Here is a 24,598-nt window from a genome sequence, read left to right on the forward strand (position 1 = left end):
GACCTTTCCCCGCCCTGGGACGGCCGGAAGGTGACCGAGGGAGAACTCTGTGTGGGGTGGCGCATGCGCCGTCTGAACCGCCTGTAGCAGGGCATGCCTCGCCGATCACGCCCTGGGGATGGAACCCACGAGCTAGGGATGGAACTCGGCGTCGGGCGTGACGGCGACGTCGAGGAGCAGCGGTTCCGTACGCGAGCCGAGCGTGGGGACGACCTCGTCGAGGGCGGCCAGGAGATCGGCATGGGAGTCCAGCCGGATCGCCGGGCAGCCGAGAGAACGGGCCATCGCCGAGAGGCTGACCTCGGTGAACGCGGGCCAGGGAGCCTTGCCTGCGCCGTTCTTCTCCGCCAGCCGGTCCATGATCGCGTAGCGGCCGTTGGCGAGCACGACGAAGAGCGCGCCCACCCGGTAGTGCGCCGCGCTCCACAGCGCCTGGATGCCGTAGATCGACGATCCGTCTCCGACGACGCCGACCACCGGCCGGTGCGGCAGGGCCATGCGGAGCCCGACCGTCGCGGGGAGGGCGAAGCCGAGCCCGCCCATGGCCGCGGAGACGAACCCCAGCGGCCGCCGGGCCCGCAGCAGCCGATGCAGGTCGGGCCGGGACGACGGGGTCTCCTCCACCACGATCGCCTCCGGCGGGAGCCGTACGGCGAGCTCGTGCAGGACATGTGCGGCACGCAGCGGCTCACCGGCACGAGCGGGCACCGGCGGGGTCGGCGCCCGGAAGACCGGCGGAGCGGGGGCCCGTCCGGGGACCAGGGCGGCGAGCCGCGCGCAGGCCGCCGCGGGATCTGCGAGCATGGCGAGCTCGGCGGGACTGCGGTGCACCTCGGCGGGGTCGTCGCTCACGACCGCGATCCGCGTGCCGGGGTCGACGAGTGGCCCCGGTTCGTACGGATACTGCCGGAACGCCGCGGCCCCGACCACCAGGACCACGTCATGGCCCCTGAGCGTCGCCCGCAGTCCGGAGCGGTCGGCGGGCAGGAACCCGGCGAACCGCGGGTGGTCCTGCGGGAAACCGGCCCTTGCTCCGAACGACTCCTGCCAGACGGGGCAGCCCAGCCGCTCGACGAGCGAGGTCAGGGCGGCCCAGGCCTCGGCCGAGTCGGCGCCGGCTCCGACCACCAGCGCGGGCGAGTCCGCCGCCGCGATCAGGGAGGCGAGCGGGGCGAGATCGCGCTCGTCCACAGCGACCGGCCGCATCACCGTGGCCGGCGCGGCCTCGACCGTGCCGTCCCACTCCGCCGACCAGTCGTCCATCGGCACGATCACCAGCGCCGGGCCGCGGCCGGTGACGGCCTCGTGCCGGGCGCGGGCGATGGCGCCCGGCACGTCCTGTGCGCGCAGGGGGTGGTCGGTCCAAACGGGGTAGTCCCCGGCAAGGCCGTGCAGCCGCCCGGCGAGAAACGGTTCCAGCGCGAGATGCCGCCGGTCCTGCTGGCCGACGACGACCACGACCGGGGCTCGGTTGACCCGGGCCGTCGCGATGGCGGAGACCGCGTTCCCGAGCCCCGCCGTGGTGTGGAGCAGCGCGACGGCCGGGCGGCCGTGGGCGATCGCCCAGCCCGTCGCCATTCCCACGACCGACCCCTCGTGCAGGGCGAGCACGAAGTCCAGATCACCGGGCAGTCCGGCCAGCATCGGGATCTCGGTGGAACCGGGGTTGCTGAAGATCGTCGTCATGCCGGTGCGGCGGAGCACGTCGAACACGGCATCGCTCACGGTGGTCATCGAGCCCGTGCTCATCGGCTCTCCTTCGCGACAGGCATGCGTCGACATCAACCGTTCGCCAGCCGAACGATCGTTCTTCACCCGTACCGATTGTGGAAATTACGCCACCGGCACAGACCCGTCAATCGCCCTCCGGCGACCGGTGCCGGAGAACAGACATGTTTACTAGGGCCTGTATCAAAGTCGGTCAGAGCCATTCGTTGAGTGCGGCGATGAGGACCGTGGCTTCGTAGCGGACGGCGAGTTTGTCGTATCGGGTGGCGACAGCGCGGTGGCGTTTGAGCCGGTTGATGCCGCACTCCACCGCATGCCGCTGCTTGTAGATCTGCGGGTCGAAGGCGGGTGGCCGCCCGCCCTTGGATCCTTTGGCGCGGCGGTTGGCGTCCTGGTCGGTCTTGCTGGGGATGGTGGCCTTGATCCCGCGGCGGCGCAGGTAGGCGCGGTTGGCCGTGGAGGTGTAGGCCTTGTCGGCAAGGACGCGGTCGGGGCGGGTGCGGGGGCGCCCGCCGCCCAGCCGGGGCACCCGGATACCGGCGATGACCGCGGTGAACTGCGGGCTGTCGCCGCGCTGTCCCGCGGTCAGCACGATGGCCAGCGGCTTTTGCCCCTGCTCGCAGGCCAGATGCACTTTGGTGGTCAGCCCGCCACGAGAACGCCCCAGCCCGTGATCGGCCGGCTCGGCGCCGTACCTGCCGCCGGGCGGCTCGGCCTGCAGATCCCCCTTTTCCGCGCCCCGGCGGCGTGCTGATGCACACGAGCGATGGTGGAGTCCACGCTGACGTCCCAGGTGATGCGTCCGGCCGCGTCCGCCTGCGCCTGCAAGGCAGTCAGGATCTGCTGCCAGGTGCCGTCCCGTTGATAGCGCCGAAACAGCGCATACACCGCCGGCCAGGATCCGTAGCAGGCGGGCACATCCCGCCAGGGGGCGCCGACCCGTACCCGCCAGCGGATCCCGTCGATCAGCTGCCGCTTGCTGAACAGCGATGGCCGGCCCGACCGTTTCGGCGCTGGTAGCAGCGGCTCCAGTACCGCCCACTGCGCATCGGTGAGGTCGAACCGCCGTGTCACCGCTAAGGTGGCCACGAGGTCTCCGGTTTCAGGTTTTTCTTGGTCGACTAACCACTTACCGGAGACCTCTTATGTTGTCGATCTACGACCTCTCCGACGCGTCAACCGTGCTCAGGCACCACCCGGACTTCGATACACGCCCTAGGCGGAACGAGGACCTGACAACGTTGTCACCACCGTCCGTGATACGGGACGATCAGAACCGTGGGAGAGAAGCGATCCGGTCGGCCGACCATGAACGACGTGGCGGCGGCCGCGGGCGTGGCGCTGAAGACCGTCTCCCGTGTGGTCAACAGCGAGCCGGGGGTCAACCCGGCCACGGCGGAGCGGGTCCGGGCCGCGATCGACCGGCTCGGCTACCGGCGCAACGACAGCGCGCGTACGCTGCGCCGGGGCCGCACCGCGAGCATCGGCCTGGTGATCGAGGATGTGGCCGACCCGTTCTACGCCGAGCTCAGCCGCGCGGTCGAGGATGTCGCGCTGCGTCACGATCACTTCCTCTTCACCGGCTCCTCCGGGGAGGATCCCGCCAGAGAGCGTGATCTGGTGCTCGCCTTCTGCGCCCGCCAGGTCGACGGGCTGATCATCGTGCCCGCCGCGACCGACCACGGCTACCTGGCTCCCGAATTCGACGCCGGCATCAAGGCCGTCTTCGCCGACCGTCCCCCGGGCGCGGGATGCCGCGCCGACTCCGTGCTGAGCGACAACGCGGGCGGTTCGCGTACCGGCGTCGCCCACCTGATCGCACACGGGCACCGGCGCATCGGCTTCCTGGCCGACTCGCCCGCCATCTTCACCGCGGTCGAGCGGCTGCGCGGCTATCGAGAGGCCCTGGCCGCCGCCGGTTTGCCGTACGACGAGAGCCTCGTCGCGATGGGGCACCCGGACCAGGAGCGGGTGTGCGCCGTCGTCGAACGACTGCTCGCGCTGCCGGACCCGCCGACCGCGCTTTTCACCGGCAACGGCCGGACCACGGTGGCGGCCCTTCGGGTCCTCGACGCGATCGCGGCCCGCCGCCCCCCGAACCACGGGCGCGTACGCCACGGTCCGGGGCGCCTGGCCGGCCTGGCGCTGGTCGGCTTCGACGACTTCGAACTGGCCGACCTGCTCGGCGTCACGATCGTGGCGCAGGACCCGTCCCGGCTCGGCCTGACGGCGGCCGAGATGCTGTTCCGGCGCCTGTCCGGGCACGCCGGGCCGGTCCTGCGCCTGGAGTTGCCCATCCGGCTCATCGAGCGTGGCTCCGGCGAAACGGCCCCCTGACCCGGCCCGGCTCCCTGGCGCAACCCGCCCCCTGACCCGGCCAGATCAACCCGGGCGTGGTCAACCCGGGCATGGTCAGCCCTTCAGCGCGCCGGCCATCAGGCCGCGCATGAAGAACCTCCCCAGCAGCACGTAGACGACCATGGTGGGGATCGACGCGAGGATCGCGGCGGCCATCTGCTGGCTGTACGGCACGGTCTGGGCGCCCGCGATGTTGTTCAGCATCACCGTGGCGGGCCATGACGTCGGGCCGGTCAGGAACACCGCGAACAGGAAGTCGTTCCACATCGAGGTGAACTGCCAGATGATCACGACGGCGAACGCGGGCCCCGAGACCGGGAGGACGATCGACCAGAACGTGCGCAGCATCCCCGCACCGTCGACCCGGGACGCCTCGATCAGTTCATCCGGGATCGTGACGTAGTAGTTCCGGAAGATCAGCGTGCAGATCGGGATTCCGTACACGACGTGAACGAGGGTCAGTCCCGGGATACCGCCGTACAGATCCAGGTTGACCCAGTCGCCCAGATCGACCATGAGCTGGACCAGCGGGATCATCACCCCCTGGTACGGAATGAACATCCCGAACAGGAACAGCGTGAACACCACGTCCGCCCCCGGGAAACGCCACTTCGACAGGACGTACCCGTTCATCGAGCCGAGCGCGGCCGAGAGCAGCGAACCGGGGATCGCGAGCAGGAAGCTGTTGAGTATTCCGGGTTCGAGCTTCTCCCACGCGACGCGCCAGGCCTCGACGGTCCAGACCTTGGGGAGATTCCACGCCTGACCGGGGTCGGCCTCGCTGAGCGGCTTGAAGCTGGTGACCAGCAGCACATAGACCGGGATCAGGAACACCACCACGAACAGGACCAGCAGGCCCAGTCGCACCCAGCGGGCGGCCCGCGTCCTGCCGCGCGTCATCGGTTCCCCTTTCTGGCGTTCCAGATCAGGTAGGGCACGATGAAGATCACCACGGACAGCACGATGTAGGCGGCGATGGTCGCGCCCTTGGCCGGGTCGTGCGCGTCGAAGACCGCGGTCCACATGAACGTCGCCGGCACGTCCGTGATGATCTGCTTGCCCGACACCGCGACCACGAGATCGAAGACCTTGAGCGAGATGTGCCCGAGAATGATCAGTGCCGACAGCGTGACCGGGCGGAGCATCGGCAGGATCACCCGCCGGTAGACCTGCCATTCGTTGCATCCGTCGACGCGGGCGGCCTCACGGAGCTCCTCGGGCACGCCGCGGAATCCGGCCAGGAACAGCGCCATGATGTATCCGGACATCTGCCAGATCGCCGGAACGGCCATCGCGGCCATCCCCCAATCGGGGTCCCGGAACCACTGCCACTGCAGGAAGTCCAGCCCGAGGTAGCCGAACAGCCGGTTGAGCCCGACCGCCCGCTCCCCCGTGGCGCTGTTCATCAGCCACCGCCACACGACGCCGGTGGCGATGAACGAGATCGCCATCGGGAACAGGTAGATCGCCCGGAACCCGCCCTCGCCCCTGATCCCCTTCTCCATCAGGAACGCCAGGAACCAGCCGAGGACGAGCGCGCCGCCGACGAAGACAGCGGTGAAAATGATCGAGTGCCGGACCGACAGGCCCCAGCGTTCCTCGCTCCAGATGCTGACGAAGTTCTCCAGCCCGACGAAATTGCCGGGAATCTCGGCGATCTCGTTGTGCTTGTCGGTCATCGCGACCTTGAAGTTCCACCCCAGCAGGCCGTACACGAAGACGGCGATGAGGACGATCGACGGCGACACCAGGAGCAGCCCGGGCAGCCATCTGCGCACGCGCGTCGTCACTTCCACCTCACAAGATCATGTACGGCTCACGCCGTCGCGATGGCGTGAGCCGTACAAGTAGATCAACTCACTGGTTGTTGTTCTTCGCGGCGGAGACCAGCGCCTCCTGGAGCTTGGCCACGTTCTGGCTCTGCTGGAACAGGCCGACCGCGTCGTTGATCGCGCTGCGCCAGGCGTCGTTGGCCACCACGCCGTGCTGGATCGAACCGGCGAGCTTGTCCTTCGACCACTCCTCCAGGCTCCAGCCCAGGTAGTCCTGGTAGAGGGACTTGTCGGCGTCGGTGCGGGCCGGGATCGATCCCTTCAGCGGGTTGAAGGCGTCCTGGCCCTCCTTGCCGGCCGCCACCTTCAGCCACGCGATCGCGCCGTTCCGGTTGGGCGAGCCCTTGGGCAGCGTGAAGCTGTCCGACAGCCACATGAACGTGCCATCGGTGCCCGGCGAGGCCGCCCAGTCGAAGTCCTTGTGCGACTCCTTGCCGAGACCGCCCGCCGGCGGGTTGTGGAAGTAGCCGTAGGCCCAGTCGCCCATGATGTTGAAAGCGGCCTCGCCGTCGGCGACCTGCTTGGCCGCCGGCTGCCAGTCCTCCTGCGGGGTCCCGGCGTACGACAGGATCACCTTGAAGTTCTCCAGCGCCTTGGTGACCTCGGCGCTCGACCAGTCGGCGTTCGGCTCCCAGAGCCGGTTGTATGCATCGGTGCCGAGCGAGCCGAGCAGCACGCTCTCGAGCAGGTGGACGACGGTCCACTGCGAGCCGATCGACAGCGGGATCTTCCCGGTCTTCTTCACCTTCTCGAGGTCGGCGACGAACTCGTCGATGGTCGCCGGCGCGCCTTCGACCCCGGCCTCCTGCAGTACGGACGGGTTGTACCAGAGGACGTTCGACCGGTGGATGTTCACCGGCACCGAGTAGATCTGACCCTGGACCGAGATCTGGTCGATGAGCTGCGGCGGGAAGACGTCCTTCAGCTTGAGCTCGTCGTAGAGGAAGTTGACCGATTCGAGCTTGCCGCCCTCGATGTATCCCAGGAGCTCGGCGCCCGCGTGCCCCTGGAAGGTGTCCGGCGGCTGGTTGGCCTGCAGCTTGCTCGACAGCAACGCCCGGGCCTGGTCACCGGAGCCGCCCGCGACGGCGGCGTCGAAGAACTCGAAATCCGGGTTCTGCTTGGCGAAGATCTCACGCATCGCCTTCAGGCCGTCGGCCTCGCCTGGGCCCGTCCACCACGAGAAGACCTCGACCTTCTTGTGTGCGGCCTCACCCCCTCCGCTCTCCTTCGCGCCGCCGCAGGCGGTGAGAGTGAGCAGACCGGCCACAGAGACCGCGACGGCCGCCATCCACCGTCGTCTCATCGCAACATCCCTTCACGTTCTCGTGATGACACCGGGTCCCGAGATACGTACGTATTGGTGACAACGTTGTCAGCAAGGCTTCATCAACCCACCTCCGCAGGCTCGGCGTCAAGTTTGTCCGGATAACGTCTCTGCATCGTGAAAGTTCCACCGGCCTTGTCCGGGAAAGCCGGTGAACCTGTCGGTCCCCACGTTCAAACTGCATCTATGACGGCTCCCGACACCGCCCCCACGGAAAGCGACCCGGCGGAAAGCGACCCGGCGGAAAGCGACCCGGCCGGGACGACCACGGCGGGGACATCCGCTGGAGGGACGACCACGGCGGGAACGTCCCCGACCGAGACGAACACAGCCGGGACGGCCACCACAGGGACGACCCCCACGGCGGAGACGGCCACCACGGCGGGGACGACCGCCATGGGGACCACCACCACGGCGGAGACGGACACAGCAGAGACCATCACGGCGGAGACGACCGCCAAGGGGACGATTCCGGCCGAGGATCTCGACGATGACGACCTGCCGTCCCTGGCCGAGATCGACTCGCCACAGTGGTTCCGCCATGCGGACACGATGGCCGGGATCGGGTTCCTCACCGTGGCGCGCAGGCTACCCGGCCTGATCCGCCAGGCGCTCGGCATGGCGTGGCAGGCGAGCCCACGCGACACGATCGCCACCGTGACGTTGAGCATGCTCGGCGGCGTCTTCACGGCCTTCGGCCTGCTGGCCACCACCGGCGCGCTCACCGCTCTCTTCGAGGCGGGCCCGACTCCCGACCGGGTCCGCGCCGCGCTGCCCAGTCTGCTGCTGGTCGGCGCGGCCGCTGTCATGCGGACCCTGCTCCAGTCGGGCGCCGGCTGGGCTCAGTCCCGGTTGGGCCCCCAGGTAAGCCGCATCACCGAGACCCGCCTCTACGGCCTGACCAGCCAGGTCGACCTCGTCTGCTTCGACGACCCGGAGTTCCACGACTCCCTTCAGCGTGCCCGGCTGCGCGGGATGGCGATGGCCGACACCGTCGTGGACACCGCGATCGACGCGGTCACCGGCGTGGTCGGGATCGCCGCGGCGGCCGGAGTCCTCGGCGTGCTCCACCCCGTGCTTCTGCCGCTCCTCCTGCTGGCCGTCGTCCCCGACGCATGGGCGGCGATCCGCGCGGCTCGGATGAGATACGCCACCGATCTTCTGCTCGTGCCGGCCCGCCGCCGCAAGTGGATCATCTCGGACCTGCTCGCGGACAAGGACACCGCCGCCGAGGTCCGGACGTTCACCATGCGCGGCTTCCTGCTGCGGATGCACGACCGGGTAGCCCGGGGCGAGCAGAAGGTGATGATCGACCTGGCCCGCCGGCAGACGGTCGCCAGGATCGTCGGCGAGGCGCTCAGCGGCATCGGTCAGGGCGTCGTCTATGTGGCGCTCGGCGTGCTCCTCGCGGTCGGCGCCGTGCCTCTCGCCGTGGCCGGCACCGCCGTGCTCGCCATCCGCTCGGGCCAGTCATCGCTGGCGAACTTCATGTTCGCGACCAACCGGCTCTATGAGGAAGGGCTCTATTTCACGGATTTTCTCGACTTCGTGGCCCAGGCTCAGGCGCGGATCCCGACGCACCGGTCCGGGGAGGCCCCCGCCGATTTCCGTCGCATCTCGGTGGAGGACGTGCTCTTCTCCTATCCCGGCGCCGACAGACCGGCACTACGTGGCGTGTCCGTACGGATCGACCAGGGCGAGGTCGTGGCCCTCGTCGGAGAGAACGGCTCGGGCAAGACCACATTGGCCAAGATCCTCGCCGGGCTGTACGAGCCGGACACCGGCCGCGTCATGTGGGACGAAACAGACGTGAGCGGGGTGGACCCGCATCGGCTCAGGGGCCGGATCGCGGTGATCGCCCAGGATCACACCAGATGGCCGCTCACGGCCCGGCACAACATCACGATGGGCATGGAGAAGGGCGGGGACGCGGTGATCCGCGCCGCCGAGGTCGCCGGAGCCGACCAGGTCATCGAGGAGCTTCCGTACGGCTATCGCACGCTGCTCGACCGCCGTTTCAAAGACGGGCACGAGTTGTCCGGCGGACAGTGGCAGCGCATCGCGATCGCCCGCGGCTTCTATCGGGACGCGCCGCTGCTGATCTGCGACGAACCCACGGCGGCACTGGACGCCCGCGCCGAGTACGCACTGTTCGAGCGGATCAGACGGCACGCCGACGGCCGCACGGTCCTGCTCATCACGCACCGGCTCGCCAGCGTGCGCTACGCCGACCGGATCTACGTGCTCGATCACGGTGAGGTCGTGGAACATGGCACACATCAGGAACTGATGGCCCTCGATGGCCTCTACGCCGATCTGTACGGACTACAGGCTCAGGCGTACCAGACGACCTGAATTCCCCCGAACCCGCTTCCCTCACATCCCCCACGGCCAGGTGCGGGAACCGCGCCGGGAGGAACCGCGCTCCTCACCGTCCTCCGCGGTCTCACATCGTGGCGGGCACGCTCTGTCCACGGACGTCTTCCTGCGCCGAGACCCCGGTCAAGACCGGCCCTCCCAGCACGTCCTTGTAATACTGGATCTTCTGACGGACCGCCCCGTGCTTGTGCCGCAGATCCTCGATCTGAGCCTCGACCTTGCGGTCGTGCGCCTCCAGCAGGGCGATGCGGTCCCTGATCGTGTGCTCACCCTGCCGTACCAACTGGGCGAAGCGCACCATCTCCGCGATCGGCATCCCGGTGTCACGCAGACAGCGGACCATGCCCAGCCAGCTGACATCGTCCTCCGTGAACCGTCGCTGACCGGCCGCGTTACGGCCGATCGGTTCGAGCAACCCGATCCGCTCGTAGTAACGAAGGGTGTCGAGGCTGAACCCGGTCTCCTCTACGACCTGTCCTGGTGTGTAGACAACCACGCCACCGATCCTGGCACAGCAAACGGCGCCATGCGTCCGGCCCGCTCCGGCGGCCATGACGAGCACCGGCACGCTCCTCCTCCCCATGATCGCCCTCCTCCTCCCCGCATGGCTTCTGCTCTCCGGGCAAGTCCTCCTCGCCGGAACGATTCCTCTCTGTCAGCCACTCCGTCCTCCCCTATCCAGAGTGGTCTCCTCCTCAGAGTGGTTCCTGCTCTTTGTCCGCCTCCGGGACGGCCCCCTCCTCGGCCCGCGCTCTGTCTCCCGGATCGGCCCGGGGGAAAGCTGATCAAGGGCATGCGGGACCGCGTCTCGGCCGGGCCGCCGTTCACACGGAGGCGGTGTCGGCTCACGTCGGTGTTTTCTGGTGGGTGAGGGGCCGATGTAGGTGAATTCCCAGCGGTCGGGGCCGATCTGGCGGCGTCGGTAGCGGTCGGGGTGCAGGTCGCGGTCGCGGTTGTGGAATTGGCAGGCGGGGCCGAGTCTGGCCAGGTCGGTGTGGCCGCCTTCGCTCCAGTTGTCGAGGTGGTCGACTTGGCACATGCTCGCCGGGAGCGGGCAGCCTTTCACCCAGCAGGTGTCGTAGCGGGCGGCGATGGCGCGGCGTTGGGCGGGGGTGGCCAGGCGGGTTTTGCGGCCCATGTCCAGGACCTGTCCGTCGGCGTTCATGACCAGGCGGACGAGGGTGGAGGTGCGGGCCAGGCGGTGGATGTCGGTGATCGGCAGCAACTGCCCGGTGGACAGCAGCAGCCCGGGCAGGGTGCGCAGCACCGACAGCCACCGCCGGTCCCCGGCCTCGCATCCCGCATCCCCGGGCCCACCGCCGGTACTCACACCCCCGGCGTCCACGTTTCCGGTTCCGGTCTCGGCGGGAGTGCTGGGTTTGTCACCGCTCCCGGGGGCAGGGTGGACGGAGGTCCGGCGTGGTTCGGCTGACCTCTCGGTGGGTTGCCCGGGGTCCTGTCCGCAGGGGGGATCACCGCCTGGAGCGGCGTCCCCCCGGCCGTCTCCACGGCCGTCTCTCCGGCCGGTCCCGGGAAGGGCCCCGGAAATGAAGCCGGAAGCAGGCTCGGGAGCGGATTCGAAAGCAGGCTCGGGAGCGGGGTCGGGAGCGGGGTCGGGCGTGTGATCAGGGCCGGGGTCCCCACCGGGGTCTTCATCGGTGTCCTCGCGGGTCTCCGGGCCGGTCGCCTTGCCGGTCGCACGCGCCGGGCCATCGCTCCGAACGGCGTCACCCGGCGTGGCATCACCGGGCGCGGCGTCTTCAGCCACGGGGTCACCAGGCACGGTGTCGCCGGGAGCGGCATCGCCGGGCTGGGCGTCGTCGGACGTGGTGTCGCCGAGCCTCGCGTTGTCGGGCGTGGCGTCCTCGGACGAGCTGTCTGTGGGCGGGATATCGCCGGGTGGGGTGCTGCCGGGTGGGGTGTCGCTGAGCCTCGCATCGCCGGGTGCGGACTCGTTGGGAGTGGTGCCGTGAGGGGTGGGGTCGTCGGGGAGGGATTCGGCGTTGATCAACACCAGGAGTTCGGTGGTGATCTGCTGTTCCAGCAGCGCGATCAGCGCGTCGGCGTTACGGACCCTCAGCGGCCGGTCATCCCCCTGCGCCTTGGGCCTGGCGTAGGCGTCCAGCAGCGCCCGCAGCCGGGCGGCGGCCTCCCGCGGCAGACGGAACTCCCCCTCCACCCCGCCGGCATCGGTCTCCCGCACCAGCAGAAACCGGGCATCGAAATCGGCACCGGCATCCCGGAGCTCCCCATCGGGGTCCAGCACCGCGCGGAGATACCGTCCCGCTTTGGCGATCTCCTGCGGGCCGGCCGAGCCGGCAAGCTCCAGCAGGATCGTCTCGGCCTTGACCGCGTCCGCATCACTGAGCCCGGTGGTGGCCGCGCAGATCGCCGAGACCACCGCCTCGGCCAGGTTCCCGGCGGCGAAGCGTGCCCGCACCTCAGGCAGGCGTTCCAGCTCGACGCCCAGGGCCACGGTGCGGTAAGCCGCCCGGCGGCTCATCCCGCACACCGACCGCAGCCACGTCCTCGTCGAGGCGTGTCCCGCCTGCCGGGCCGCCCCGGCCGCGTGCACCCGCCCGGCACGCAAAGCGATCGCCGCCTCCAGCCGGTCCCGCGCGAACGCCAGCTCCTCCAGCTGCGCCAGGCACACCTCCACCGCCTCCGGGACAGGAGTCACCGCCACCGCCAGCGCGGCCTCCCGCACCTGACTCACCAACGGCCACGACAACACCCCGCCCACATCCACCGCGCCCACCGCGTCCGTGGAACCCGCCGCACACCCATCGCCCAAGCCGTCCGAAGAACCGTCCGTGTAACCGCTTGAACCATCAGCTGCGGGACCGTCCGAAGAGCCATCCGGAGCATCACTCGAGGGGCCGTCCTCGGAAGCGCCCGAAACATCGCCCGAGACGCCCTCGCAAGGGGCGTCCGAGGTGCCGTCCGCGACACCGCCCGGAGAATCACCCCCGGGACCGACCGTCGAAACGGCTGAAGCACGATCCGGGGAACCATTGGAAGGGGTATCCGCAGTCTCAGGGATACGCCGCCAGCGAGCGTCGTCGTCACGGTCGTCGATGCGCGCTTGGGGAGCGACGACTGTAGGAGCCGTACCAGCGGAGGCGCCATCGACAGAGCCGGTATCACCGGAGCCGCCATCCACCACCCGGCCCAAAGACACACTCTCCACGAGCGTACGGCCGAGGGAAACAGCAGGAACGGCGGCGAGCCAGTCGGGCCAGCCAGACCACGACGCGGCCCCTCCCCGACCATCGGAGGAGCAGGCAGACGCACGCGCCGACGCCTCGGCCCGCACTGCGGCCCACCACTCAGGACCCAGCAGCGGCGACCGATCCCGGAAAGGCGGCGTACCCGAATCGAACGGCCCGAGTGGCTGACTCAGCTCCGCCGGCTCCATGCGCCCCCCTTCCCGACTTCTTACGAGCAATTCCATATCGAAAATCTGTACTAATAGTCTCACGCAAGCCCGTGAATAGCAACTCCCTTCCGCAGCGATTAGAAATCACTTAAGGGCCACAAGTACCCTTTATTGCAAAGGCCCGAGATGTCGGAAAAGTGACCGACGTCGCCGAAAGTGCGTGGCCAAAGCGCGTCGCCGAAAGTACGAGGTCCAGTCGTTCATCCAGCTCAACGAGGAAAACGCGGGAAGCACAGACATCACGAAGCTGTGCCGCGAGTGCAGCGGCCGCGGTGTGCCACTCGGCAGAGGGGGTTTTTCCACCCTGATGGCCTGGTACGGCAGACCGGCGGAGAACAGTGCCTCCGTGGAGCCCGCAGGAGATTACAGCGAAGTGATCCACCGGCGGCGGCCGACCCGTGGGGCCGCGGCCAGTGGGTCCGGGTCACCTGGAAACGCCTCCGTACAGGTGGGTGGGCTCCTCCAGCGGCTGCGGCGTCATGGTGATCCCGGCAAGAGGCCCAGCCCACAAGACCCCCAAGAATCCGCCCGCATGAGCGTGTCGCTCGATGCGGGCGACAACGCGGCCCGGTCAGCACCGTTCCACCACATTTGGCGGCTTGCACCGATGTGACGCTCCGAGCCAGAATCGCCGACTGCCCCGGCAGCCCGCCGGAGGAGCCATCCAGGGGCATGTCCGGGAAGAGACGACCGGTGTGAGTGTCTAGATCTAGAGCGGCTGCCGGGTCTCGGAGGCGATCCAGTCGAGATAGGCGGTGAGCCCGCCCTCGATCGGCAGTGCGACGATCTCGGGAGTCTCGTACGGATGCTCCGCGCGGATGTGCTCGGTCAGCCGGTCGACCGAATCACCTGTCGTCTTCAGCAGCAGCAGGAACTCGTCGGCGGTCTCGACCCGGCCCTCCCACCAGTACGTGCTGACGATGGGCCCGACGAGCTGGGCGCATGCCGCGAGCCGGGCCTCGACTGCGGAACGGGCGAGCGAGGCGGCCGTGTCCCGATCGTCGACGGCGACCTGAACCTGCACGTACTCCCCCATCTGGAATCCCTCCATCTCCTACACATGCCGACCGTACCCGGCGGCCGCACATGGCGACGTCGGCCCGACGAGGACATTCTCCCCGGTCAGTCGTTGGCGGCTCCGCCGGCGAAGAAGCCGGCCAGCGCTGGGGCCAGCACGGTGGCCGGCACACCATGCCACTCCCCCTTGAGGATCACATGGCGGCCCAGGGGAAGCGCCGCCGCCACATCCGCGGCCCACATGTTCATCCGGTCGTCGCTGGATGTGCTGCCGACGACCAGGGCCGGCACGGTCACGGACCGGAGAGTGGTGTGAGAGACGGCCGAGGTCATCCGAAGGTCGTAGGCGAGGGTGTGCGCGATGGCCGTCAACATCGGAAAGAAGGGGTCCTGCCGGATACCGGCGACCATCTCGGGCGGGGCGCCGATGCTCGTGTGGAAATGCTCGACCGCCTCGTCCCGGCGACCGGCGGCGACGAGCTCTTCGATCTCGGCGGCGAGGTCGTGCTCGGCCTCGGGGCCGCTTTCTCTCCACCGATGATGGAGGTCGATCGGCGGTTCGAGGAGTGAGAGCATCGAGATCGGCAGTCCGGCCGCGGCTCCGAGCAGGGCCAGCGCCGCGCCGGAGGAGAACCCGTGGACGAACGCCGATCCGCCGCTCGCCGCTATCACGGCCGCGAGATCCTCCAGCTCCCGTTCCACGGCGTACGGCGGGGTGTCGCCGCTCTCCCCACGCCCACGCCTGTCGTAGATCACAACGGTGAACCTGCCGGCCAGGTGACCGGCGAGGGACCGCATCGGCCCGAGCCGGCGGAAGCCGCTCGCCCCGTCGACCAGTACGAGCGCGGGCCCGCTCCCCATCTGTTCGAAAGCGATCCGGGTGCCGTCGCCCGAGGTCACAGTGGCCATCCTGCTCTCCTCTGTTCGGCCCCCCCGACGCTACCCACCGCCACCGACATCCGGCGTCACCTCCGCCGGCGGGCCTTCCGCACCGCTACGGAAGATGAAGGGACAGGTAGCGACGGACCAGGCGCTTGCACTCGGCGATCAGCTCGGGGTCGCCCTCGGGGTCGGCACGGAAAGCGAGCTTGAGCACGGCGTCGGCGGCCTCGACGGCGACCAGGAACGCCCGGCCCAGCGCTTCGTTCCGTGGCAGGCCGAGCAGCTCGACCGTGAGCGTGCGCATCCGATCCGCCACCACCGCGTTGTTCTCCAGCGCCGCGTCGAGCATCCGTTTGGTACCGGGCAGCGCGGGACCTCCGGGGGCGGCCGGCACCTCACCGAAATCCACCACGCCGAATCCGGGGGTGGTCCGCTTCATCTGTACGAACTCGTCGATCGCGAGATCCACGACGTCGGTCCAGTCGGAGATCCGCTCGACGGCGAGCCGACCGGCCAGGCGGTCCAGGAACGCGTCGAGGTTGCGCAGCGCGAGAGCGCGTACCAGTGCCTGCTTGTCGCTGAAGAACTGGTAGAACGTGCCGATCGGCACCTCGGCCCGGCGCGCGACCTCCTTGGTCGTCAGACTGTCGTAGCCGAGCTCGTCGAGCAGGCGCGCGCACTCGTCCAGCATCCGCTCGACGCGTTCCTGGCTGCGGCGCTGCGCGGGGCGACGCCGAAAGGTTTCCCCGGAGATCGTTCCCCCCGCTCCGATGGAGACTTCGCCCGAGACCTTCATCATTGGGACATTGTCTCCCCACTTGCCTGCACGACAGATAACATGACGCGTACTCATGTTATCGGCCCGCATCGTCCGTAGGAGGGCTCGGACATGTTCCTCTGGGGTACGGCCACCGCTTCCTAGCAGATAGAGGGAGCCGTCGACGAGGACGGCCGCGGGCCTTCCATCTGGGACACCTTCTCCCACGAACCCGGCCGGACCCGGGAGGGCCACACCGGGGACGTGGCAACGGCTGCTCTTATGAGGGTATCGACGACCAGGAGAGGATCGCCTACCTGGACGGCCACATCGCGGCCGTACGCGCGGCCGAGGGCGTGGACGTCCGGGGCTACTTCGTCTGGTCGCTGCTGGACGACTTCGAATGGGCGGAGGGCTATCACCAGCGTTTCGGCCTGGTGCACGTCGACTTCGAAACCCAGAAGCGCACGCCCAAGGCGTCCTATCACTGGCCGAAAGATTTGATCTCGAACCGGGGCACGGAGGCCCCGAGCGTCGAAAAACACGGGGCACCGAAAAGACCCAAAGCACGCAAAAGGCTCAGAGCACGGAAACGCTCAGAGCACGGAAACGTGAACGTGGTCGTAGTGGTTGGCGGTGATCCCGCCGCGGTTTGACATCATCCGCCAGCCGGTGCCGGTGCGCATGTCGTAGAACTTCTGCTGCCAGATGATGTACATGATCCCGTACTCCCTGGCGTGGTCGATGCACCACTGCGCCAGGGCGTCGCCGCGCGCCTTGCCGACCGCGTCCGGCATGCGGCCGCCGCCACTCATCATGAAGTCGCAGGCCCGCCCCTTGCCGTGGTCGCCCGCGTCGCCACCGCGCAGGCAACCGTAGCCGGACGGCATCGGGAACTCCCTCAGGATCGCGTCTCGCACGGTGATCATTCGCTGGGTGAGGCCGGTCGTGGGCCCCGGCTGCTGAAAGCCGTACCTGGCCAGCATCCGCTCGATCTCGTGCTGCCTCGACTTGAGCTCCCTGATGTGCTTCTGCAGCTTGTCGATCTCGGCGTCGGCCTTGCGCGCCGCCTTCTTCTGCTGGCTGAGCAGCGTCTTGACGCTGTTCAGCCGCTCGGTCCTCGCCCGGGACAGGTACGTCATCATCGAAATGGTGGACAGATCACCCGCGCCGCTGAATACCGACGTCCCGTCGTAGCCACCGCCCATGTAACTGGTCTGGGCCATCGCGGCCACCTCCCGCTGGGCGGCGCGCAGCCGCGCCTTGAGGGTCTTGACCTTCCTGGACGCCTTCTGGACCGCGATTTTCGCGTCGTCCAGGCTGATGATCTCTCCCCGGTACGCCTTGGCGACGGCCGCGGCCTCCCTGGTCAGAGCGCGGATCTTGGTCTGCTGGTCCGGCTCGGCCCCCGCCTCAGGGAACCCGATGAGCACGCCCAGGCTCGCGACCGCCATCACCGCCAACCCGACCCGGCGTCTCGACCGCACGCGACCCTCCACTCAGATCCGGACCGAAACTATAGGAGACGACCCTCACCTATGCGACCGGAACAGGAGAAACTCATCCATCAATGGCAACTTATCTCACGCTTTTCCCGGGCTTGACGCGCACCTCATCGACCGGTTCGAAAACGACAGGACGCCTACCCGTGTCCTGATCACCCCCGTTCGATCGATCGCGACCGGGGAGAAGCGAGCGGCTCCCTCCCCTCGGTCCTGCTCACCCGGACGCCCTTGCGACGGCCGCGCGGAACGTGATTCGGTCGAGGCGTGTGCGCGAGCAGGCGCGCCCCATCAGGGACCATCAGGAGGCCCCCCGATCAGGAGGCACAGGACATGCTGCTGCACGACACTCTCTTCATCGGGGGCGACTGGGTGGCCCCGGCGGGCACCGGAACGATCGAGGTCGTCTCCCCGCATACGGAAGAGGTGGTGGCCCGCGTGCCCGACGGCACGCCGGCGGACATGGACCGGGCGGTCGCCGCGGCCAGGGACGCGTTCGACAACGGGCCATGGCCCCGGATGACCATGGCCGAGCGCGCCGCCGTGGTCGGCAGGCTGGCCGGCGTCTACGACTCCCGCCAGGGCGAGATGGCCGAGACCATCACCCTGGAGATGGGCTGTCCGATCACGTTCTCCCAGCTAGCGCAGGCCCCGCAGCCGCTCGGCATGCTGCGCTACTTCGCGGAGCTCGGCCAGACCTTCCCGGTCGAGGAAGAACGCCCCGGCCTGTTCGGGCCGGTGATCGTACGGCGCGAGCCGGCCGGTGTGGTCGCGGCGATCGTGCCGTGGAACGTCCCGCAGTTCGTCATCATGTCCAAGCTCGCTCCCGCGCTCGTCGCGGGCTGCACCGTCGTGATCAAGCCGGCTCCCGAGACGCCGCTCGACTCCTATCTGCTCGCCGAGATGATCCGGGAAGCGGGGGTCCCGGCCGGCGTCGTCAACATCGTCGCCGCCGGCCGCCAGACCGGCGAGCACCTGGTCTCCCACCCGGGCGTCGACAAGGTCGCGTTCACCGGCTCCACGGCGGCGGGCCGCCGCATCGCGGGGATCTGCGGAGAGCGGCTCAAGCGGTGCACGCTCGAACTGGGCGGCAAGTCGGCCGCCATCATCCTGGACGACTGCGATCTGCCGTCCGCGATGGGCTTCCTGTCCATGGCCTCGCTGCTCAACAACGGCCAGGCGTGTGTCGCCCAGACCCGCATCCTCGCCTCACGGCAGCGGTACGACGAGGTGGTCCAGGCGATCGCCGACATGGTGGCGGGCCAGCGGGTCGGCGATCCCCGCGACCCCGCCACCGGGATCGGCCCGCTGGTGGCCGAGCGGCAGCGGGAGCGCGTCGAAGGCTACATCAGGGCCGGGATCGAGGAGGGCGCCAAGCCGGTCGTCGGCGGGCTCGACCGGCCGTTCGACCGGGGCTGGTACGTCGCGCCGACCGTGTTCGCCGACGCCACCAACGACATGCGCATCGCCAGAGAGGAGATCTTCGGTCCGGTCCTGACCGTGATCCCCTACCAGGACGAGGCCGACGCGATCCGGATCGCCAACGACAGCGACTACGGCCTGTCCGGCTCGGTGTGGACGGCCGACCCCGAGCACGGCGTGGCGGTCGCCCGCCAGGTCCGAACCGGGACCTACGGGGTCAAGATGAACACCATGGATCCGAACGCGCCCTTCGGAGGCTTCAAGGACAGCGGGATCGGCCGCGAGGGACTGTCCGCCTACCTGGAGCACAAGTCCATCGCCCGCCTCGGCTGAGGCGTCGCTCAGGTTGTGAACCTCCTGGTCCCGTACGGCGAGGCGGCGAGCCGTACGGGACCGGAGCCCCGCCCAGCGCGCCCCCGCGACGCTGGGCCCACACCGTTCGACTCGGCTGAACGGTGTGCGCCGATCCCCTTATCGGCGGTGCGAAACCCCTCATGGGGTTGCCCACATTCCTAATAGACGAGCATTAACCGGAAATAGTTCGCGCGATCCACCCGGCAATCTTCCGGATCAGTTCCGGGGTGGCCGCCGCCTCGGCATGGCCGTACCCCGGCTCGACCCACAGCTCCCTGGGCTCCTTGGCGTTGTCGTAGAGCCGGTAGGCGTGCTCGAGGGGGAAGAACGGGTCCGCGTCGCCGTGCACGACCAGCAGCGGTGTCGGTGAGATCAGCGACACGGCCTCGTACGGCGGGAGCGGGATGGGATCCCAGCCTCCGGTGGCGATCCTCGTCCGCTTGACCGCTCGGGCCGCCAGCCGCCCATGCCAGTGCTCGATCACCCAGTGGACCTGACGCATCGGCCGGGTGCCCCGGTAGTACCACCAGCCGGGGCCGCTGACCGACACGACGGCGTCCACGCCGGGATGCAGCGCGGCCTGCCGTACGGCCACCGCGGCGCCCATCGAGAAGCCGACGGTGGCGACGCGCCGATAGCCGATCGAGCGGGCGTGCTTAACCGCGGCGTCGAGGTCGAGGACCTCGAGATCGCCGACGGTGGACCGGCCGGATGAACGGCCGTGTCCCCGGAAGTCGAACGCCACGACCCCGCCGAAGCGGGACAGGACGTGCGCGATGCGCCGGGTGGGGCGTTCCCGCCAGGAGCCGGTGAAGCCGTGGGCGACCACGATGCCGAGATCGAGCGAACCGTTCGGCGTGTGCGCCGCGTCGAGGCGCACGCCGTCCGCCGTGCGCAGCATCGCCCCGAAGGCAGGAGCCAGACCCATGGTCATGACCATATTCGCGCCCGCGCACCGCGCTGGAAGGCACCCACCGGACTCCCGTCCTGCGCTTCCTGGCCCCGTCCTGTGCTTCCTGGTTCGGCGCATCCCGAGGGATCAACTAAAATCGGTAAGCCGTGCCTGTTTTCGCGGCCACAGCGTGTCTCGCCCGCAGTTGAGTGGAGACGCGGACGGACACCCCGACGAACCCAGAGTGAGACTCGACATGCCTTTGCAGAGCCGCGACGACCTTCGGAACATCGCGATCATCGCGCACGTCGACCACGGCAAGACCACGATGGTGGACGCCATGCTGTGGCAGTCCGGGGCGTTCCGCGCCAACCAGGACGTCGACGAGCGGGTGATGGACTCCGGCGACCTGGAACGCGAGAAGGGCATCACCATTCTCGCCAAGAACACGGCCGTCAGGCACGGCGGGATGACGCTGAACATCATCGACACCCCGGGTCACGCCGACTTCGGCGGCGAGGTCGAACGCGGCCTGTCCATGGTCGACGGCGTCGTCCTGCTGGTGGACGCCTCCGAGGGTCCGCTTCCGCAGACCCGGTTCGTGCTGCGCAAGGCCCTGGCCGCCAAGCTGCCGGTGATCCTGTGCATCAACAAGGTGGACCGGCCGGACGCCAGGATCGCCGAGGTCGTCGACGAAGTGTACGAGCTGTTCCTCGACCTCGACGCGACCGAGGACCAGATCGACTTCCCGATCGTGTACGCCTCCGCCAAGGCCGGGCGTGCCTCGCTGAACCGGCCGCAGGACGGCGGAATGCCGGACTCCCCGGATCTGGAGCCGCTGTTCGAGACGATCGCGACGACCATCCCGGCGCCGGTCTACGATCCGACCGCGCCGCTGCAGGCGCACGTCACCAACCTGGACGCCTCCAGCTATCTCGGCCGGATCGCGCTCTGCCGCGTCCGTCAGGGCACGATCAAGAAGGGCCAGCAGGTGGCCTGGTGCCGTACCGACGGCACGGTCCAGCGGGTGAAGATCTCCGAGCTGCTCATGACCGAGGCGCTGGAGCGCAAGCCGGCGGCGGAGGCCGGGCCCGGCGACATCATCGCCATCGCGGGCATCCCGGAGATCATGATCGGTGAGACGCTCGCCGACCCCGACGACCCCCGCCCGCTGCCGCTGATCACCGTGGACGAGCCGGCGATCTCCATGACCATCGGGACCAACACCAGCCCGCTCGTCGGGAAGGTGAAGGGTTCGAAGGTCACCGCGCGCCTCGTGAAGGACCGCCTCGACAAGGAACTCGTCGGCAACGTGTCGCTGCGCGTGCTGTCGACCGGCAGCCCGGACGCGTGGGAGGTCCAGGGCCGCGGCGAGCTGGCCCTGGCCATTCTCGTCGAGCAGATGCGGCGGGAGGGCTACGAGCTGACCGTCGGCAAGCCGCGGGTCGTCACCAAGACGATCGACGGAAAGGTGCACGAGCCGGTCGAGCGGCTCACCGTCGACTGCCCGGAGGACTACCTGGGCGCGGTGACCCAGCTCCTCGCGCAGCGCAAGGGCCGCATGGAGCACATGACCAACCACGGCACCGGCTGGATCCGGATGGAGTTCCTGGTCCCGGCCCGCGGTCTGATCGGTTTCCGTACGGAGTTCCTCACCGAGACCCGGGGCACCGGCCTGGTGCACCACGTGTTCGAGGGCTACGAGCCGTGGTTCGGCGAGCTTCGCACCCGCAACAACGGCTCGCTGGTGGCCGACCGGTCCGGGCAGGTGACCGCGTTCGCGATGATGAACCTGCAGGAGCGCGGCACGCTGTTCGTCTCCCCCGGCACCGAGGTCTACGAGGGCATGATCATCGGTGAGAACGCACGCTCCGACGACATGGACGTGAACATCACCAAGGAGAAGAAGCTCACGAACATGCGCTCGTCCACGGCCGAGGAGACGGAGAAGCTGGTCCCGCCGCGCGTCCTGTCCCTGGAGCAGGCGCTGGAGTTCATCCGCGACGACGAGTGCGTGGAGATCACTCCGGCGACCGTGCGCATTCGCAAGACCGTGCTCGACTCGGCCAGCCGGGGCCGGGCCGCGGCCCGCGCCAAGCGCGCGGGCGGCTGAGCGGGGCGAACCCCGAGGGCTCCTTCTCGTACGGCAAGGCCGGGGCAAACGGCCTCCCATGATCGGCGTTTCCCGGTCCCGGGGTGGCGCGGCCGGTGCTCTCCTGTGCGCAGAGAGAACGCATCCGGAGGAGCCTTTCATGCTCGGTAAGACCCATATCACCTCGGCCGTCAGCGCCCTCCTCGTCACCGGTGCCCTCGGTATCACGGGCACGATCGGTGTCGCCGGTGCCGGAGCGGGTGCCGCGAACGCGGCGGCAGGCGCCGTACCGGCCGCCGATGCGGCGAGCCGTGGGCCCGACTCGGCGGTCGCCCTGATCAAGGATGTGCACGGAAAGGTGCTCGGCACCTTCCAGATCGAGCGCTACGACCGCAAGAAGCTATGGGTGACGGTCAACGCCCGGGGGCTGACCCCGGGGTTCCATGGCATGCACATTCACACGACCGGAGTGTGCGACCCCGAGTCCGTCGACAAGGCCACCGGGAGCCCGTTCGCCAGCGCGGGCGAGCACCTCGACGTCGGTCCCAAAAAGCACGACTCCATGGCGGGTGACCTCCCCTCACTGCTGGCCACCGCCGACGGCACCGCGATGGCGTCCTTCGTCACGGACCGGTTCAAGCTGAACCAGCTCGCCGACAAGGACGGCAGCTCGGTCGTCATCCACGAGCTGCCCGACAACCACGCGCACATCCCCGACCGGTACAGCCACCCGAAGGACTCCACCGGCACCACCGGACCGGACGCCACCACGCTCAAGACCGGCGACGCCGGCCGCCGCATCGGCTGCGGCGTGTTCGACTACGCCTGAGTTCACCGCCCCCTCACGGGTACGGCTCCGCCATAGGACAGCCGTACCCGCTCCTTCCACGCCTTGCGATGCACCTCCGCTATTCAGCGTTAAAATCCAGGCGAGATCGTGGAAATGAAGAAGATGCCTGCACGAACAAAATGCACGCCGGCTCTTACAAATCCGAATCGAATTTCTCCACCCATCGCCAACCATCGCCCCGCATGCGCAACATCCTCAATCCCTCCCGAATACAGGAAGACATCGCATGATCGTCAATTCGAATCGGCCCTTCTTCCCCGAGCGGAGGGCCACTGAGCTGTTCTCAGTAACTGAAGATCACGTTGTGTGATGGCGACATGGTCCAGTCATGCTCGTGATGAAGCAGGACGAGCGCTGCCTGGATGATTTTCCCGATGCGCCAGGGATCGAGGCTGACCCGGCGCAGAGCCTTGAAGGTGACCGTGAGTAGAGCATTCGCGCGTTCGCCGACGCCGCGCAGGCCGCGCAGCAGCTTGTTGTAGGTGTGCTGGTCATCGCTGAGCCGGCGCTGGTGGCGCTTCTTCTTAAGCGGGACGCGGACGACGTCGGCGGCGCCTTCATAGCCCAGATCGGCCAGGGCCGGCAGGTCGGTGCGGATGGCAGCAAGGGCGGTGATGATGCCGTGCCGGCGGGCGCAGGTCATGTCGTGCTCGCGGCCGGGGCGGACCTCAGAGACCCACAGCAGCCAGCCGTCCGGGGCGGAGATGACCTGCACGTTGCCGCCGTGGTGCTTGTGTTTTCCGGACCACCACAGGTCGGCGCCGTTGGGACCGGGGGCGGCGACGCGGTCGGTGGCGATGACGATGCCGTCGAGGTTGACGTGCGTCAAACCCGCACGCGCGGCCGTGTCCAAGACGGTGTTCAGGTCGGGAGCGTGGGCGGCCAGAAGGTCGATGCCCTCATGGAGGTAGCGGTAGACGGTCTTACGGCCGATGCCGTGATCGATCGCCAGTTGCATGACCCTGGTGCCGTCCAGGAACCAGCGCAGGATGAGAACGGCCTGGGCATGGCAGCCGAGTGCGCGGCGGCCGCGGCGGGTACCTCTGCGGCGGCGCTCGGCATGAAGCAGGGCGGCCAGGAACAGCACGGTCTCCCGGCGCACCTGGAGGGTCGCCGAGTATGTGACACTGGTGGGCACGTGAAGCCTCTGATTATGAAGTTGATCTCTAGACAAGACCACTTCTAGCAGGGGCTTTACGCTTTCCGATCACTGGGGCGCGGCATGTCCAGGCATGCCCCGCTATGCCTCGCCATGAAGCTGCATGACCCGGCTGGCGTCGGCACTACACAGAGCGACCAATCGTTACAGACAACGGCTCACTGATAACAAAAGTCCAGAAACCTTCTCCAGCACACAACCTTTCCCCATCGGATTTAAGGATTGCGTTAAGACCGCATCACGCCAGCCCATACATCACTTCCTCAACGTTCATTACATCCCCCTGACTGCGAAACCGTGCCGACCCACGCGCCGCGATATTCCCTTTTTGACTGACCAGTCTCGACTTTCGCTCTTCTTCTTGTTAGCCGTGGACACATCCGGACTACCGGTATACGGCCCACCTTTGTATATCCGGCCCCGAATCCGCCGCATCCGCCGCATGCGGAGCGGACATCACCGTTCAGGTCGGATTCGTCACCCGCATCAATGCGTTTCCGAGGCCGCCGGACTGCTTGCCCGCCTTACGCCTACTTCTGTTGGCCGACCCTGGCGACGGCGGGCATAGTAGACCTCGACACGACCGCGTCCCCCCAACCGACGCTAAA

General features: G+C 68.5%; 17 protein-coding genes and 2 pseudogenes. 6 read left to right on the top strand and 13 right to left on the bottom strand.

Annotated features, from left to right (window positions below; genetic code table 11):
* Window positions 1-132 precede the first annotated feature (132 nt).
* Both ACQP1K_RS22165 and ACQP1K_RS22170 read right to left on the bottom strand, forming a co-directional pair.
* On the bottom strand, window positions 133-1,749 hold the full coding sequence (locus tag ACQP1K_RS22165) for a thiamine pyrophosphate-binding protein (protein ID WP_433497620.1): 1,617 nt from the start codon (window positions 1,747-1,749) through the stop codon (window positions 133-135).
* A gap of 172 nt (window positions 1,750-1,921) precedes the next feature.
* Window positions 1,922-2,802, bottom strand: a pseudogene (locus tag ACQP1K_RS22170) (IS5 family transposase).
* A gap of 204 nt (window positions 2,803-3,006) precedes the next feature.
* Between ACQP1K_RS22170 and ACQP1K_RS22175 the strand changes: the two are divergent.
* Window positions 3,007-4,065 (top strand): LacI family DNA-binding transcriptional regulator, encoded by a 1,059-nt coding sequence (locus tag ACQP1K_RS22175; protein ID WP_433497621.1) that lies wholly within the window; start codon window positions 3,007-3,009, stop codon window positions 4,063-4,065.
* 75 nt (window positions 4,066-4,140) lie between these two features.
* On the opposite strand, the gene ACQP1K_RS22180 is transcribed toward ACQP1K_RS22175, so the two are convergent.
* The 3 genes from ACQP1K_RS22180 to ACQP1K_RS22190 form a co-directional block, all read right to left on the bottom strand.
* The gene (locus ACQP1K_RS22180; protein ID WP_433497622.1) at window positions 4,141-4,986 is read right to left on the bottom strand and encodes a carbohydrate ABC transporter permease; all 846 of its coding nucleotides are present in this window, start codon (window positions 4,984-4,986) and stop codon (window positions 4,141-4,143) included.
* Window positions 4,983-5,882 (bottom strand): carbohydrate ABC transporter permease, encoded by a 900-nt coding sequence (locus ACQP1K_RS22185; RefSeq protein ID WP_433497623.1) that lies wholly within the window; start codon window positions 5,880-5,882, stop codon window positions 4,983-4,985. Before ACQP1K_RS22185 ends, ACQP1K_RS22180 begins: the two co-directional genes overlap by 4 nt.
* Window positions 5,883-5,943: 61 nt before the next feature.
* On the bottom strand, window positions 5,944-7,224 hold the full coding sequence (locus ACQP1K_RS22190) for an ABC transporter substrate-binding protein (protein ID WP_433497624.1): 1,281 nt from the start codon (window positions 7,222-7,224) through the stop codon (window positions 5,944-5,946).
* 207 nt (window positions 7,225-7,431) lie between these two features.
* On the opposite strand from ACQP1K_RS22190, the gene ACQP1K_RS22195 reads away from it, so the two are divergent.
* Window positions 7,432-9,600, top strand: coding sequence for an ABC transporter ATP-binding protein (locus ACQP1K_RS22195; protein WP_433497625.1), 2,169 nt, complete (start codon window positions 7,432-7,434; stop codon window positions 9,598-9,600).
* A gap of 91 nt (window positions 9,601-9,691) precedes the next feature.
* Here ACQP1K_RS22195 and ACQP1K_RS22200 read toward each other — a convergent pair whose 3' ends face one another.
* The 5 genes from ACQP1K_RS22200 to ACQP1K_RS22220 form a co-directional block, all read right to left on the bottom strand.
* On the bottom strand, window positions 9,692-10,207 hold the full coding sequence (locus ACQP1K_RS22200) for a MerR family transcriptional regulator (protein WP_433497626.1): 516 nt from the start codon (window positions 10,205-10,207) through the stop codon (window positions 9,692-9,694).
* A gap of 72 nt (window positions 10,208-10,279) precedes the next feature.
* Window positions 10,280-12,340: a DUF222 domain-containing protein gene (locus ACQP1K_RS22205; RefSeq protein WP_433497627.1), complete on the bottom strand. Its 2,061-nt coding sequence runs from the start codon at window positions 12,338-12,340 to the stop codon at window positions 10,280-10,282.
* A gap of 1,432 nt (window positions 12,341-13,772) precedes the next feature.
* Window positions 13,773-14,114 carry a divalent-cation tolerance protein CutA gene (gene cutA, locus ACQP1K_RS22210; RefSeq protein WP_433497628.1) on the bottom strand — a complete coding sequence of 114 codons (342 nt, stop codon included), beginning with the start codon at window positions 14,112-14,114 and terminating at the stop codon, window positions 13,773-13,775.
* Between the two features lie 71 nt (window positions 14,115-14,185).
* Window positions 14,186-14,989: an alpha/beta fold hydrolase gene (locus ACQP1K_RS22215; RefSeq protein WP_433497629.1), complete on the bottom strand. Its 804-nt coding sequence runs from the start codon at window positions 14,987-14,989 to the stop codon at window positions 14,186-14,188.
* Between the two features lie 85 nt (window positions 14,990-15,074).
* A complete protein-coding gene (locus tag ACQP1K_RS22220) occupies window positions 15,075-15,758 on the bottom strand; it encodes a TetR family transcriptional regulator (RefSeq protein WP_433501614.1) in 684 nt (227 codons plus the stop codon).
* A gap of 230 nt (window positions 15,759-15,988) precedes the next feature.
* Between ACQP1K_RS22220 and ACQP1K_RS22225 the strand changes: the two are divergent.
* Window positions 15,989-16,243 (top strand): annotated as a pseudogene (locus ACQP1K_RS22225) (family 1 glycosylhydrolase); the annotation flags it as partial.
* Between the two features lie 72 nt (window positions 16,244-16,315).
* Here ACQP1K_RS22225 and ACQP1K_RS22230 read toward each other — a convergent pair.
* The gene (locus tag ACQP1K_RS22230; RefSeq protein WP_433497630.1) at window positions 16,316-17,206 is read right to left on the bottom strand and encodes a coiled-coil domain-containing protein; all 891 of its coding nucleotides are present in this window, start codon (window positions 17,204-17,206) and stop codon (window positions 16,316-16,318) included.
* A gap of 348 nt (window positions 17,207-17,554) precedes the next feature.
* On the opposite strand from ACQP1K_RS22230, the gene ACQP1K_RS22235 reads away from it, so the two are divergent.
* Window positions 17,555-18,976, top strand: coding sequence for an aldehyde dehydrogenase (locus tag ACQP1K_RS22235; RefSeq protein ID WP_433497631.1), 1,422 nt, complete (start codon window positions 17,555-17,557; stop codon window positions 18,974-18,976).
* 193 nt (window positions 18,977-19,169) lie between these two features.
* Here ACQP1K_RS22235 and ACQP1K_RS22240 read toward each other — a convergent pair whose 3' ends face one another.
* Window positions 19,170-19,925, bottom strand: coding sequence for an alpha/beta hydrolase (locus tag ACQP1K_RS22240; protein WP_433497632.1), 756 nt, complete (start codon window positions 19,923-19,925; stop codon window positions 19,170-19,172).
* A 220-nt stretch (window positions 19,926-20,145) separates the two neighbouring features.
* Between ACQP1K_RS22240 and typA the strand changes: the two genes are divergently transcribed.
* Window positions 20,146-22,002 (top strand): translational GTPase TypA, encoded by a 1,857-nt coding sequence (gene typA / locus ACQP1K_RS22245; RefSeq protein WP_433497633.1) that lies wholly within the window; start codon window positions 20,146-20,148, stop codon window positions 22,000-22,002.
* 139 nt (window positions 22,003-22,141) lie between these two features.
* Entirely contained in the window at window positions 22,142-22,810 is a 669-nt protein-coding gene (locus ACQP1K_RS22250) for a superoxide dismutase family protein (RefSeq protein ID WP_433497634.1), read from the top strand.
* Window positions 22,811-23,114: 304 nt separating this feature from the next.
* Here ACQP1K_RS22250 and ACQP1K_RS22255 read toward each other — a convergent pair whose 3' ends face one another.
* Window positions 23,115-23,969 (bottom strand): transposase family protein, encoded by an 855-nt coding sequence (locus ACQP1K_RS22255; protein WP_433497635.1) that lies wholly within the window; start codon window positions 23,967-23,969, stop codon window positions 23,115-23,117.
* Between the last annotated feature and the right edge of the window lie 629 nt (window positions 23,970-24,598).

The organism is Sphaerimonospora sp. CA-214678 (assembly GCF_050942215.1).
GTDB lineage: Bacteria > Actinomycetota > Actinomycetes > Streptosporangiales > Streptosporangiaceae > Sphaerimonospora.